This window comes from Candidatus Dadabacteria bacterium, assembly GCA_009840385.1.
Classification (GTDB): Bacteria; Desulfobacterota_D; UBA1144; order Nemesobacterales; family Nemesobacteraceae; genus Nemesobacter; species Nemesobacter australis.
The window spans coordinates 470274-483315 of sequence record VXNX01000013.1; the positions used below are offsets into that span (position 1 = coordinate 470274).

The 13042-nt window shown below is 51.6% G+C and carries 11 protein-coding genes and 1 tRNA gene; 5 read left to right on the forward strand and 7 right to left on the reverse strand.

From position 1 onward, the window contains the following. Positions 1 to 918, reverse strand: coding sequence for an orotidine-5'-phosphate decarboxylase (gene pyrF / locus F4X55_06680; GenBank protein MYC40672.1), 918 nt, complete (start codon positions 916 to 918; stop codon positions 1 to 3). Positions 919 to 928: 10 nt separating this feature from the next. Here pyrF and ispH point away from each other — a divergent pair, with 10 nt between their 5' ends. Both ispH and F4X55_06690 read left to right on the forward strand, forming a co-directional pair. After that, positions 929 to 1870 carry a 4-hydroxy-3-methylbut-2-enyl diphosphate reductase gene (ispH, locus tag F4X55_06685; GenBank protein MYC40673.1) on the forward strand — a complete coding sequence of 314 codons (942 nt, stop codon included), beginning with the start codon at positions 929 to 931 and terminating at the stop codon, positions 1868 to 1870. 11 nt (positions 1871 to 1881) lie between these two features. Further along, positions 1882 to 2178, forward strand: coding sequence for a hypothetical protein (locus F4X55_06690; protein MYC40674.1), 297 nt, complete (start codon positions 1882 to 1884; stop codon positions 2176 to 2178). A 25-nt stretch (positions 2179 to 2203) separates the two neighbouring features. Here the strand turns inward: F4X55_06690 and F4X55_06695 are convergent, their stop codons facing one another. Together F4X55_06695 and F4X55_06700 are read right to left on the reverse strand one after the other, a co-directional pair. Beyond that, complete coding sequence (locus tag F4X55_06695) at positions 2204 to 2974, reverse strand: SDR family oxidoreductase (GenBank protein ID MYC40675.1); 771 nt, start codon at positions 2972 to 2974, stop codon at positions 2204 to 2206. A gap of 161 nt (positions 2975 to 3135) precedes the next feature. Further along, positions 3136 to 3211 (reverse strand) — tRNA-Glu (locus F4X55_06700). 172 nt (positions 3212 to 3383) lie between these two features. Between F4X55_06700 and F4X55_06705 the strand changes: the two genes are divergently transcribed. The 3 genes from F4X55_06705 to F4X55_06715 are packed head-to-tail and all read left to right on the forward strand — an operon-like array spanning position 3384 to position 7619. After that, positions 3384 to 4169, forward strand: coding sequence for an HAD-IA family hydrolase (locus tag F4X55_06705; GenBank protein ID MYC40676.1), 786 nt, complete (start codon positions 3384 to 3386; stop codon positions 4167 to 4169). Between the two features lie 18 nt (positions 4170 to 4187). Further along, complete coding sequence (locus F4X55_06710) at positions 4188 to 6581, forward strand: glycoside hydrolase family 65 protein (GenBank protein ID MYC40677.1); 2394 nt, start codon at positions 4188 to 4190, stop codon at positions 6579 to 6581. Between the two features lie 42 nt (positions 6582 to 6623). Further along, complete coding sequence (locus F4X55_06715) at positions 6624 to 7619, forward strand: 3'(2'),5'-bisphosphate nucleotidase (GenBank protein MYC40678.1); 996 nt, start codon at positions 6624 to 6626, stop codon at positions 7617 to 7619. 9 nt (positions 7620 to 7628) lie between these two features. Here the strand turns inward: F4X55_06715 and F4X55_06720 are convergent, their stop codons facing one another. From F4X55_06720 to htpX, 4 genes are read right to left on the reverse strand one after another with little or no spacing between them, the layout of a single operon-like run. After that, positions 7629 to 8432: an undecaprenyl-diphosphate phosphatase gene (locus F4X55_06720; GenBank protein MYC40679.1), complete on the reverse strand. Its 804-nt coding sequence runs from the start codon at positions 8430 to 8432 to the stop codon at positions 7629 to 7631. A 3-nt stretch (positions 8433 to 8435) separates the two neighbouring features. Further along, complete coding sequence (uvrA, locus tag F4X55_06725; protein ID MYC40680.1) at positions 8436 to 11258, reverse strand: excinuclease ABC subunit UvrA; 2823 nt, start codon at positions 11256 to 11258, stop codon at positions 8436 to 8438. Between the two features lie 40 nt (positions 11259 to 11298). Continuing rightward, on the reverse strand, positions 11299 to 12045 hold the full coding sequence (locus F4X55_06730; GenBank protein MYC40681.1) for a gamma-glutamyl-gamma-aminobutyrate hydrolase family protein: 747 nt from the start codon (positions 12043 to 12045) through the stop codon (positions 11299 to 11301). Position 12046: 1 nt separating this feature from the next. After that, positions 12047 to 12910 (reverse strand): zinc metalloprotease HtpX, encoded by an 864-nt coding sequence (htpX, locus tag F4X55_06735; protein MYC40682.1) that lies wholly within the window; start codon positions 12908 to 12910, stop codon positions 12047 to 12049. Positions 12911 to 13042: the final 132 nt, after the last annotated feature.

Consider the following 13042-nt stretch of genomic DNA (forward strand, 5'->3'; position numbering starts at 1 on the left):
TCAATCCTCTCTCACTGCAACGGCACGATTTACTTCCTCTATCAGGCTCTCCGTAATCTCGAGATTGTTTTCCGCCTCAGTAACCGGCCGTCCCACAACCAGATAATCTGCTCCGTACTCAATAGCCATCGTCGGAGTTAGAGCCCTTTTGTGGTCGTTTCTTTCCATTCCCTGAGGGCGTATTCCCGGAGCGACTATTACCAGACGGCTTCCGAATTCCTGCCTTATTTCCCGTATCGATTCCCCAGAAGCCACGACCCCGTCGCAACCGGCTTCGACCGACCTCCGCGTAAAAACTCGCACGTACTCCTCAAGTTCAAGATTCTCATTCATCATAAGCGCCCTCAAGTCATCCTGATTAAGGCTCGAAAGAAAAGTAAGCGAAAGAATAAGCGGCCGGTCTCTTTCGCCACGGCCTTCCTTCGCCGCGGCCACGGTGGCCTTCCCGCCATTTATGGTAACGAACTCAACACCCTCGGGCACCGCCCGAAGCGCCGCCGCAATTGTACGGTCTATGTCCCCCATTTTAAGATCGAGAAAAACCTTCTTTCCAAGTCCCACGAGCTCTTTTACAAAACTCATCCCCTCTCGCATAAACAGTTGATACCCGACCTTGTAGGTGCCGATCCTTTCGCCAAGAAGCTCAACAAGGACAAGGGCTTCTTCCCTTGAGTCAAAGTCAAGCGCTACTATAAGCCTCTCACAACTCTGCACGGCGTTTTTTCCGTTGTTCTCAGGTGCCATAGCTCGAAATTCCTTCGATGTGTTTTTCCGGTCAGATGTTCTGACGATAACAAGACCGCAAGCGGGATAAAGCATACCCGGCAAACGCGTGCCGTGCCTGCGGCAGAACCTAGTTTTCCCCATCTCCGCTCCAAAGCCGTTTTGCTTGACCCTCTTTTGCCGCGGCGTTATCATCTACGGTGAAATGCGAGTCGTAGTCGCTAAACCCAGAGGATTCTGCGCCGGAGTGGAGAGGGCAATTGAGATAGTCGAAATGGCCCTTGAGATGTACGGACCCCCGATTTATGTCCGCCACGCCATAGTGCACAACAAAAGGGTCGTCGATTCCCTAAGAGAAAAGGGTGCTGTTTTCGTCGAGGAACTGGACGAGATCGAAAATCCCGAAGCGCGAGTCATCTTCAGTGCCCATGGCGTAAGTCCCGCAGTCATCGACGAAGCCAAAAGACGAGGCTTCCAGATAGTAGATGCCGTCTGTCCGCTAGTGACCAAGGTCCACAACGAAGTAAGGCACTACTCCGAGAGGGAATATACAATAATACTCGTAGGTCACAGGGATCATGTTGAAGTAATAGGAACCAAGGGCGAGGCACCAGAAAGCGTAGTAGTGGTGGAATCGGTAAGCGAAGCTCTTTCGGTTAATGTTCCGGACCCGGAAAAAGTAGCCTACGTGACGCAGACCACCCTAAGCGTCGACGATACCAAGGAGATAGTGACTGCGCTTGAGAAACGTTTTCCGAAAATCGCAAAACCTTCGAAGCTCGATATCTGCTATGCGACCCAAAACCGCCAGGACGCCGTAAAGAAGCTTGCCGAAATATCAGATGTCATCTTTATCGTTGGATCCCCCGAAAGTTCAAACTCAAACAGGCTGGTTGAAGTCGCCAAGTCCTGCGGCGTCAAGGATGCCTACCTTATTGAAGACACAGACGGACTGGATGGCATGGGAACGCTTAAGCGCGGTATGACCGTGGGTATAAGCTCCGGGGCGTCAACCCCCGAGGTGATAATCGAAGAGCTGATCTCAAAGCTAAGGGACCTTGGGGCCACTACCTTTGAAGAGTTCAGCTTGAAGGAAGAATCCACCAAGTTCCCCTTTCCCCACTCCCTTGAGTTCTCAACAGGCTGAGTTTACCGAAAATGCAGGAGCAAACCTCAAGGTACGTAGCCGACATAGAAATCCCGGATGGGATAGTGTCGATAGACTGCGAAGTGAGAAGCGGGGAAAAAACGGAGATTCTCTTTATCCTTAACAGTTCGACATGCGAAGGAAATAAAAACCCTGCCGCCGGGGACTTCCGGGGCTCTCTTGAGAGCCGCGGAGAAATCCTCGTTGAAGCCGAAACAGATGACCCAGAATCCTTTATAAGGGAAACTCTCTCGGCCACGTACGGACCACTTGCGGACATAACCCTTACAGACACCGATACCGACTGATAGCGCCAGAAACGAAAACGGTTTCTTAGTTAGCTATCCAGCCGCCGTCGACGGAGAGTTCTGCTCCAGTCATATACGCCACGTTTTCACTGTCGCAGAGGAAAAGCACCGCGTGTGCCATTTCCTCCGGGGTCGCAAAACGGCCCAGATGCCCGGTTATAGGCTGAAGTCCTTTAAGATATGCATCAAGCTCCGGGGGCGAATTGTCAAGAAAAGCCTGTACCATCGGAGTCAGGGTGGTGCCGGGATTTATGGCGTTTACTCTGATGCCGTTTGCCCCGTACTCAAGGGCCATGCTTCTTGTGAGCTGCGACACTGCTCCTTTGGTGGAATTATATGCAGCGGTACCTGGTATGGCTTTAATTCCCAGTATGGAGGAATTGTTGATTATTGTGCCTCCACCCTGCTCAATCATGTGTGGAATCGAGAACTTGGACATCATGAAGGTTCCCCTTACGTTAATGGCAAATACCTGGTCCCAATCCTCAATAGATGTCTCGTGAGTAATTGAGAGGGGAAGCACCCCTGCGTTATTAAACAGTATGTCAATTTTGCCGAAAAGCTTTATGGCGTGCTCCACAGCTTCTTTGCAGTCCTCTTCCTTCGACACGTCGCTTACGAGATACTCTATGCTGCCGGGAGAATCCTTGGCCAACTCCGCAGCCTCCACAAGAGTGCTTTCAGTTCTGCCGGTTATAAGAACATTTGCGCCCTCATTTGCAAAAAGAAGCGCCGTGACCTGTCCTATTCCCAGACTGCCACCGGTGATTATCGCGGATTTACCCTCAAGTTTCATTTTACTCCTCCTTTGTGTGTATTAATGCAGGCGTCAAGCACCTGCCACTTCAAAGTTAGTTTAAAACATCATGGGTAGTTGCGTCAATTTTCAGGTGACTTTTTTCGCTGTCCCAGAGATAAGGCAGGGAGAAAATGGAGAAAATCGCCAAAAAAGGGAATTGGTAGCCCCAACGGGATTCGAACCCGTGTTTCAGCCTTGAGAGGGCTGCGTCCTAAACCCCTAGACGATGGGGCCAAACTCGAAAGAGACTATCAAACTATCATAAAAAGAATTCGATTTCAAAAAAATGGCGCAGGAAGATACGAAAAAAACTGACTTGGCTTCGTATGGTTTTTCCACGGGAATATGCTGTATAATTACCACGGCGAAAACGGCCCTGCCGAAATCCCTGACCGCAAAAGCTGATATGGAAACAAGCACAACCAAAGTGAGAATTCCAAACGGGGAAGCCATCTTTTCAAAAAACATCTACGACGCAGTTCTTTTTGACCTTGACGGAGTGATTACCACGACCGAAAAGATTCACTGCGCCTGCTGGAAAAAAACGTTTGACGAGTTTCTCCGCTCCCACGCAAGCAAGAGCGGGGAGAACTTCGTTCCCTTCAACGAAACGGACGACTACCTCGAGCATGTTGACGGCAAGCCCCGCTACGAGGGCGTGCGCAGCTTTCTACTCTCGCGAGGAATAGAACTCCCTGAGGGTAGCAGCGATTCCCCGCCGGGTGAAGAGTCTGTTTTCGGACTCGGAAACAGGAAAAATCAGTTGTTTGGGGAAACCCTCGAAAAAGAGCCCCCCGGTGTCTACGAAACGTCCGTCGTGCTTGCGCGCCGTCTTAAGGAAACCGGATTCCGTCTGGCGGTCGTATCCTCAAGCAGAAACTGTCGGGCTGTGATGGCAGCCTCAGGAATAGAGAATCTCTTCGAGGTCACGGTCGACGGGGTCACGGCGGTCGAAAAAAATCTTCGGGGAAAACCCGAGCCGGATACTTTCATTGAAGCGGCATCGGCACTTGGAAGCAAGCCTAAAAAGAGTATCGTTATCGAAGACGCCACGGCCGGGGTTGCGGCGGGAGCAAGCGGGGGCTTCGGACTCGTAATCGGCGTCGCGAGAAAGCAAAACGAGGATGAGCTGCTTTCAAACGGAGCGGACGTGGTCGTCAGCGACTTGGGAGAACTAGAGTTTGCAGAATAGCAAACCAGAGAAACTGAGATGATAAAGAGAGAGAGAAAAGGGATATATTCAGCCCCTCACATATACTCCCCGGACCCTTGGAGGATAAGCGAAAATCAGTTTTACCCCGAACTGATAGGACTTACGGAAACCATCTTCTGCACATCAAACGGTTACATAGGAATGCGCGGGGCTTTTGAGGAAGGAAAGCCCAGTTATCAGAACTTCACCATAGTCAACGGTTTTTACGAAACATGGCCTATCATATACGGAGAGGAAGCCTTTGGGTTCACGAAGATGGGACAGACCATAGTGAATGTCCCGGACTCAAGGATAATCAAGCTTTACGTGGACGACGAGCCCTTTTACCTGCCGACTGCTACTCTTGTTCACTTCGAGCGGTTCCTCGATATGAGAAACGGCGTGGTTGAAAGAAACCTCGTATGGGAAATGTTCTCGGGCAAACAGATATCGATAAGGTCGAAAAGGCTGGTTTCCCTGGAACACCGCCATCTGGCAGCCATATCTTACGAAGTAACGGTTCTTAACGACAGGGCTCCTGTGGTCATATCTTCGGAAATCGTTGATCACGAAAACTACGCGGAAGGGGATGAAGAGCGGCGAACCCATGGTAATGGAGGAGATCCGCGAAGAGCGAGCAGGCTTGAGCATCGAGTCTTGGAGCCAAGCCTTAGCGACGCGCAGGACACGAGCGTGATTCTCTGCCATTCGACCCGAAACAGCAAGATGACTATCACTTCGGGAATCGAGCACACGCTTGAGACAAACTGCAATTTTTCCTACACGAGCAGGGCGACGGATGACCGCGGAAAAGTAGTTTTCATGGTTGATGCCCGCAAGGGAGAACCTATAAGCCTTACCAAGTACATGACCTACCACACCACCAGAACCGCGCCACACACAAACGAGGAGCTTCGGGAGAGGGCTAGGAGAAGCCTTAAAAGAGCCAAGAAATTCGGATTTTCGGACCTGCTTGAGGGACAGCGCAAATACCTCGACGAGTTCTGGGAAAGAAGCGACGTGCGCGTGGAGATGGACAGTGACGAGCAGACCGTATCCTTCCAGCAAGCGATAAGATTCGGCCTTTTCCAGATGTACCAGTCGTCGGCAAGGGTTGAAGGAGCCGGCGTGCCGTCCAAGGGGCTGACCGGAGTGGGTTATGACGGCCATTACTTCTGGGACATGGAAATATATTTGATGCCTTTTCTCATCTACACCTCGCCTACTATAGCCGAAAACCTGCTCAAGTTCCGTTACAGCATGCTTGACAAGGCGAGGGAATACGCAAAAAGGCTTAACCAGAAGGGAGCTATGTTTCCCTGGAGGACAATAAACGGGGAGGAGGCGTCCGCCTACTATGCCGCGGGAACCGCGCAGTACCACATAAACGCCGACATAGTCTACGCGCTTAGAAAATACGTAAACGTTACAGGAGATCAGGATTTTATCTTCAAGTACGGAGCGGAAATCCTGATCGAAACGGCTAGGCTCTGGAGCGACCTTGGATTCTACTCCAACTCGGAAGGGGAAAAATTCGAAATACACGGAGTCACGGGGCCGGATGAATACAACACCGTGGTGAATAACAATACCTACACCAATCTCATGGCACGCGAGAACTTAAGACTGGCCGCCGCCACGGTTGAAAGACTCAAGGAAACCGAACCAGAACTGTTCAAAAGCCTCGCCCACAAAACCGACTTCCGCATCTCGGAAATCAATGGCTGGAAAAAGGCCGCCCGTCACATGTACATACCTTATGACAAAAAACTCGGAATACATCCCCAGGACAACTACTTTCTCGAGAAGGAAAAATGGGATTTTGAAAACGTCCCGGAGGACAAATACCCAATACTGCTCCACTATCATCCGTTAGTAATCTATCGTCACAGGGTGGTAAAGCAGTCGGACCTTGTACTCGCGATGTTCCTTCTGGAAAAAGAATTCTCGCGGGAGGAGCAAAGACGCAATTTCGATTACTACGACCCCCTGACCACGGGAGACTCCTCGCTTTCGGCCTGCATACAGGGCACAGTGGCCGCCAAGGCCGGACGCATGGACAAAGCGATGGAATACGCTGAAAACGCGGTTTTCATGGATCTTGGAGACATGGGACGAAACACCGTCGACGGCTGCCACATAGCTTCCATGGGAGGAACCTGGATGATGTTTGTGTTCGGATTCGCCGGACTCGCCAATACGGGGGAAAACCCCGAATTCTCTCCCAACCTGCCGGAAGAAATCCTTAGGCTCAATTTCTCCGTCACGATCCTAGGTAATCTGATAGAAGTGGACCTTAACCACTCGGAAGCCAGATACACGCTTAAAAAGGGAGATGGAATAGCGCTTTGCCACTCCGGGGTCGACTTTGAAATTTCCCCGGAGAGCCCAACATTCTTAACGAAAAACTGAAGAACTACCGCAGCTTTGCTCTAGACAAGGAATCGGATAAAAATGGGCTTTGAACTGGAAAAAAAGGTTGGGCTGGACGCGGTAACCAAAGCAGCGCAGTCCTGCGCGCAAATGGGTGAAAACCCCGAGTTCCGCGAAGTGCTTTACAAAACGGACGGCTCCCCGGTTACCCTCGCGGATTTTTTCGTGCAGGCATTGATAAATGAGGAACTCGCGACCGCTTTTCCCGAGATTCCCATAGTGGCTGAGGAAACCTCGCTTTGTCTTGAGGGCGGTTGCGGAAAAGAACTAAGAAACCATCTAGGGAAATTTCTCCCCGGAAGAACCCCGGAAGAAATATTGCGCATGATCAACAGAGGAAATCACGGGGCCGGGGGAAATGGAAGATTCTGGACGCTTGACCCGATTGACGGAACAAGGGGTTTTCTCGCGAAACGCCAGTACGCAATCGCGCTCGCGCTGGTTGAGGACGGAGAAGTCGTTCTGGGGATCTTGGGATGCCCCGAGCTGGGACCGAATGCAACCAACGGCGCGGGCGGAGAAAAGGGGTTCGTATTTTTCGCCGAGAAGGGGCAGGGCTCCTACCAAGTGGGGCTTTCAGGAAGTCCCGAGACACGCATTTCGGTATCCGGAATTAAAAAAGCCTCGGACGCCGTCATGTGCGAATCTGTCGAGGCCCCGGATTCATCCTATGAATTCTCGGGGAAAATCGCCCAGTCCCTCAATATAAGCGCAAAGCCCGTAAGAATGGACAGCCAGTGCAAATACGCAGTTCTAGCCCGGGGAGACACTTCCATTTACTTCCGTCCCTCTCCGCACAAAAACTACAAGGAAAACATATGGGACCACGCAGCTGGGTACATAATCGTCAAGGAAGCCGGAGGAACGGTTACGGACTCTTCCGGAAAATCGCTCGATTTCTCCGTCGGCAGGAAGCTCCATGGGAATAAAGGAATCTTGGCAACAAATGGTGCCATCCACGAGGCGGTCCTGCAGTCAGTGAGAAAAAACCGTCTCCAAAAAAGAGATGCTAGCTGACAGGACAGTCTATGCCCATAAATACACCGCAATTATCACAACTGAGAGAACCGCTCTGTAAACGACAAAAAGGGTAAATGATCTTGTCCTCACGTAACCCAGCAAAAACCGGATGGCGAAAAGCGCCGAGAGAAAAGAAGTCGCTACCCCGAGAGCAAAAGACCATCGGAACATCTCCGCATATCCCAGATGCCTGACCTCGAAAACCCCGGCCGCCACTATGACAGGTATGGCCAGGAGAAATGAAAACCGGGCGGCTTCTTCTCTTCTGTAGTTTCTAAAAAGCCCTCCCGTAATCGTAACGCCCGCTCTCGAAGCCCCAGGCAGAATCGCAAAGGCCTGCGCCACGCCGAAAAAAAGCGCATCGACAAGGTTCATGTCCCGAAGAGTTTTGCTCGCCGTAGTCTTTCTGTCGGAAATGTAAAGAAGCGCCCCGAAACCCAGAAGAAAGGCGGCAACTGGAACCGGGTCGCGAAGCACGCCGGAGGCGTAGCGCTCAAACAAAAACCCGGTCGCAACCGCGGGCAGCGTGGCAACTATTAGATAGACCCCCGTTCTCCCATCCTGACGCCCCTCGAATGAAAAAGATCTCAAGCCGCAGAAGAAATCCCGTATGATGAGCACAAGTTCTTCCCTGAAACAGTAAAGAATCGCGAAGAGGCTCCCTACGTGAAGAGCAACCGTGAAAGGCAAACCCTGATCCTGCCAAGAAAAAAGCCACGGAATCAGAAACAGGTGAGCGGTGCTGCTTACGGGAAGAAACTCGGTTATTCCCTGTATGAGGCCGAGGACTATCGACTGCACTATTTCCAATTCTTAGCTCCCCGCAAACCCATTTTCCAAAACTCCTCTAAGATAAAAAGCCGTGTGCGAATCGCCAACCCCGCATATCTGCTCAGGGGTACCGGAAGCCACAAGTTCTCCTCCATCCTCTCCGCCCCCAGGCCCAAGATCGATCACGTGGTCTGCGCACTTTATGATGTCCAGATTATGTTCTATTACAACTACGGTATTTCCGAGATCCACGAGCCTGTGTATTACCGAAACGAGCTTCTGTATGTCATCGAAATGAAGCCCGACCGAGGGTTCATCAAGCACGTAGAGGGTTTTTCCAGAGGTTCTTTTCCCAAGCTCCCTTGCGAGCTTTATGCGCTGTGCCTCCCCTCCGGAAAGAGTCGTCACCCGTTGGCCAAGCCTCACGTAGCCGAGACCCACGTCGTTTAGTACCCTAAGTTTCCCTGAAATCTTCGGTATGTTCTCGAAAAATTCCGCCGCCTCTTTTATCGTCATCTCAAGAACATCCGAAATGCTCTTGCCCTTGTACTTGATCGCCAGAGTCTCGTCATTATATCTTCTCCCTCCGCACACTTCGCACATGACGTAAACATCGGGAAGAAAATGCATTTCGATTCTCACGGTTCCGCTCCCTCCGCACCCGGCACAGCTTCCCTGCGAGAGGTTAAAGCTGAAACGGCCCGGGCCGTATCCCATTACCTTGGCCTCGGGAAGCATAGAGAAGATTTTTCTTATCTCGGTAAGCACACCGGTGTAAGTTGCAGGATTTGATCTCGGGGTTCTCCCTATCGGGCTCTGATCGACCTTTATGACCTTGTCAAGATTTTCAACGCCGGTAATTTTTCCGTGGGGAGCAACGCGGTTTCTGCTCCTGTTAAGCTTCCTTGAGAGACCGTTGTAAAGAGTGTCGACAACAAGGGTGCTTTTCCCAGAACCAGAAACTCCCGTCACGCATATAAACGTTCCAAGGGGGAAATCGACATCGAGTTTTCTCAGATTGTTCCCGAAAGCTCCCCGCACTCCGACCCGGATGTCTGAAGACCGCCTTGAGCCGGGGACCGGGATCTTTTTTTTCCCCGAAAGATATTTTCCGGTAACCGAACCGGCACAACGGGAGATTTTTCCGACGCTTCCAGAGCAGACAACCTCCCCTCCAAGCTCGCCAGCTCCGGGGCCAACATCAAGCACGAAATCCGCACTCTTTATGGTTTCCTCGTCATGCTCAACAACAATAACAGTGTTGCCCATGTCCCGTATGTTTTTAAGCGTTTCCACCAGTTTTCTGTTGTCTTTCGGGTGAAGTCCTATGGAGGGTTCGTCAAGCACGTACGTTATTCCCGTAAGCTTCGAGCCCACCTGAGTCGCGAGCCTCACCCTCTGAGCCTCTCCTCCTGAAAGAGTCGGAGCCGTACGCTCCAGACTCACGTAGCCAAGCCCTATATCGCCCAGAAAATCGAGTCGGGAAGATATTTCCTTTACCACTTCTCCGGCAATCGTCCCTTCCCTGTCCGAGAGCTTAAGCGACCCGAAGTAAGAAACGAGATCGCAGACCGCCATCCCCGCAAGGTCCGATATGGTCTTCCCCCTGAAAAGCACAGAAAGAGCGATCTTGTTGAGCCTGGCTCCGTCGCACATTCTGCACGGAACCGTTCTCATGTACTTTGATAGCTTCTCCCGGAGTTCCTCTGACTGGGTTTCCGAGTACCATTCCGTCAGCATGCCGACAATCCCCGGGAAAGTCGCAGTGTACTCCCTCAGTCTTCCCCTTCTCGCCTTCCTGAAACTTATCCTCTCCGCCCCTGAGCCGTACAATATCTTTTTCTTGTGCGATTCAGAAAGCCGGGAAAACGGCACGTCGAGTGCGAACCCGTAATGTTCGGAGAGTCCCTTAAGTATCCGCGCGATGTATTTTGAATCCTCAAACGGTTTTATAGCTCCCTTGGAAAGCGGTTTCCCGGGGTCTTCCACTATAAGTTCGGGGTCGAAGAACGTTTCGAACCCGAGTCCCTGACAGTTCACGCATGCCCCGTAGGGACTGTTAAAGGAAAAAAGCCTCGGGGATATCTCCGGGTAGTTTATCGCGCAGCGGGGACAGGAAAAATGCTCGCTGAAAGTAAGAGTCTTTCCACCTTCGATCTCGCATTTCAAAAGCCCGCCCGACCTTTTAAGCGCCAAGGAGACTGCGTCTGAGAGCCTTTTCCTTGAACTCTCGTTGCGCAGCACTATACTGTCCACCAGAAGTTCGATTGTGTGCTTTTTGTTTCGGGAGAGCTCTATGTCGTCTTCGAGGTCGTAGGTTTCTCCGTCAATTCTTACCCTTACGAAACCCTCCCTTCTCATGTCCTCAAGCTCTTTTCTGTATATTCCCTTCCTTCCCTGAACTACCGGTGAATACACGTTCAAGGGGTTTTTGCCCGCCTCTTCACAAATCCTCTCGATCATGCTCGATGGGGTCTGGGAGGATATTTCCTCGCCACACTCATAGCAGTGCGGCTCTCCAACTACGGAGAAAAGCACGCGCATGTAATCATATATCTCGGTAATCGTCCCAACGGTTGAGCGAGGATTTCTGTGAAAGGTCTTCTGGTCAACCGAAACAGACGGGGAAAGACCCTCGACAAAATCGACGTCCGGCTTGTCAAGCTTCTCGACAAACTGCCTTGCGTAGGAGGAAAGAGACTCCATGAACCTTCTCTGCGCCTCCGCAAAAAGTATGTCAAAAACCAGAGAAGACTTTCCCGAACCGCTAACTCCCGTAACTACGGTAAAGCTCCGCCTAGGTATCTTGACGTCTATGTTTTTGAGATTGTGCTCTCTCGCACCGATAATGCTTATGAACTTCAATCCAGAGGCTCCCAGCGGAGGTAAGAATACGGAGATAAAATTACCCGATACTCGAGGAACCGTCCGCCGTCTGAGCAGCTTCTGAGAGAAACCGGGTGAAAATCAGCTCTGAGAGGCGGGTCTGCTCAAGCTCGGGATGCCACTGAAAACCCATGAGGCGGCCGTCTGCGGACTCGAATCCTTCCACTATTCCGTCCGCGGCCGAAGCATTTACCCGAAGACCCTCTCCTAATCTGTTTATAGCCTGGTGATGGTAGCTTTTTATTTCGAATTCCTTTTCTTCCGTCAAACCGCCGAAGATCGTATCCGCAAGAACCGTGACGCCGTGAACCTTGCCCCCCTCGTGACAAAGCGCATCGGGCAAAAGCGCTTTTATGTCCTGATGGATCGAACCCCCGTGGAAAACGTTTATAAACTGCATGCCCCCGCATATCCCCAGAACTGGCATATCTCTCTCAAGGGCAAGGCGAAGGACGCTGAATTCCGTTTCCGTCCTCTCGGGGTTCATAGAATTTATGGCAGGATGCGGGGATTCGCCGTAGAATTTCGGGTCCATGTCCCTTGAGCCCGGTACCAGAAGCCCGTCAATAGCACGGACTATATTTAACAGGAAATCCGAGCCCGAAGCTTCTGCAACTGTGGGAATCAGAACCGGGGCGCCGCCATAGAACTCAACTGCCTTTGAGTAGGCAGATTCTATAAGGTTGGATTTGTCCTCTAGGTCGGTTGTTATGCCGATGAGCGGTCGTGCTTTCATGTGCTCCTTTTGAAGAATTCTTTCTTTCAAGCTAGAGAGAAGTGCCGCCGACCATGGCTTCCAGCCTAGCGACTCTCTCTTCGGTCGGAGGATGCGTGCTGAAAAGCTTCGCGAAACCTCCCCCGATCATCGGGCTAACTATCATCATGTGCGCCGTGCTCTCAGCCGCCTGCTCGCTTACCTGAAGGGGAATTCTTGACGCTCCCGCCTGCAGCTTTCTAAGCGCGTCGGCGAGATAAAGGGGGTTCCCGCATATCTCCGCCCCGGTCTTATCCGCTCCGAACTCCCTTGTTCTCGATATAGCCATTCTCACGATCATGGCCGCCATAGGGGCGATAATTGCCATGGCCAAAAGTCCCAGCATTCCCCCGCCGCCTCTTCTGCCACCGCCTCCTCCAAAAATGGCCGCAAACTGCGCCATGTAGGCAAGGTAGCTGATGGCTCCCGCGATCGTCGCCGCCACGGAACCGATCAGTATGTCTCTGTTCTTTATATGCGCAAGCTCGTGAGCAATTACACCTTTAAGCTCGTTTCGGTTCAAGAGCCGCGTGATTCCCTGAGTGACTGCGACGGCTGAGTGGTGCGGGTCCCTTCCCGTGGCAAAGGCGTTTGGAGCCTGTTCAGGGATTACGTAGACCCGGGGCATCGGAAGCCCGGCTATCTGAGCAAGTTCCTCCACATCGGAATAAAGCTGAGGAGCGTCGTCCCTTCCAACTTCACTTGCCTTGTACATTCTGAGAACGATCTTGTCGCTCCACCAGTAGCTTGCGAAATTCATAACTCCCGCGAGGACAAGCGCCACCAAGGCGCCGTTTTTGCCCCCGATCATACCTCCCACCCAAACCAGAATGGCGGAGAGAAAAGCAAGCAGAAAAAGACTTTTAAGAGTGTTCATTTTTTACGAATGCCTCCAAAATATTTTCCAAGCCCCAAGAAAAACAGCGGCTTCCTCTTATAAAAAGTATAATAATACCGCCGACGGTAAATTCAACGGAAATGGGGGGATGAAAACAAGCTTTAGAATCTT

Excerpts from the sequence above, each read along its gene's own strand:
- pyrF (MYC40672.1), bottom strand. The coding sequence starts at position 918 with ATGATAACGCCGCGGCAAAAGAGGGTCAAGCAAAACGGCTTTGGAGCG.
- F4X55_06695 (MYC40675.1), bottom strand. The coding sequence starts at position 2,974 with ATGAAACTTGAGGGTAAATCCGCGATAATCACCGGTGGCAGTCTGGGA.
- F4X55_06710 (MYC40677.1), top strand. The coding sequence starts at position 4,188 with ATGATAAAGAGAGAGAGAAAAGGGATATATTCAGCCCCTCACATATAC.
- F4X55_06690 (MYC40674.1), top strand. The coding sequence starts at position 1,882 with ATGCAGGAGCAAACCTCAAGGTACGTAGCCGACATAGAAATCCCGGAT.
- F4X55_06705 (MYC40676.1), top strand. The coding sequence starts at position 3,384 with ATGGAAACAAGCACAACCAAAGTGAGAATTCCAAACGGGGAAGCCATC.
- F4X55_06715 (MYC40678.1), top strand. The coding sequence starts at position 6,624 with ATGGGCTTTGAACTGGAAAAAAAGGTTGGGCTGGACGCGGTAACCAAA.
- ispH (MYC40673.1), top strand. The coding sequence starts at position 929 with ATGCGAGTCGTAGTCGCTAAACCCAGAGGATTCTGCGCCGGAGTGGAG.
- htpX (MYC40682.1), bottom strand. The coding sequence starts at position 12,910 with ATGAACACTCTTAAAAGTCTTTTTCTGCTTGCTTTTCTCTCCGCCATT.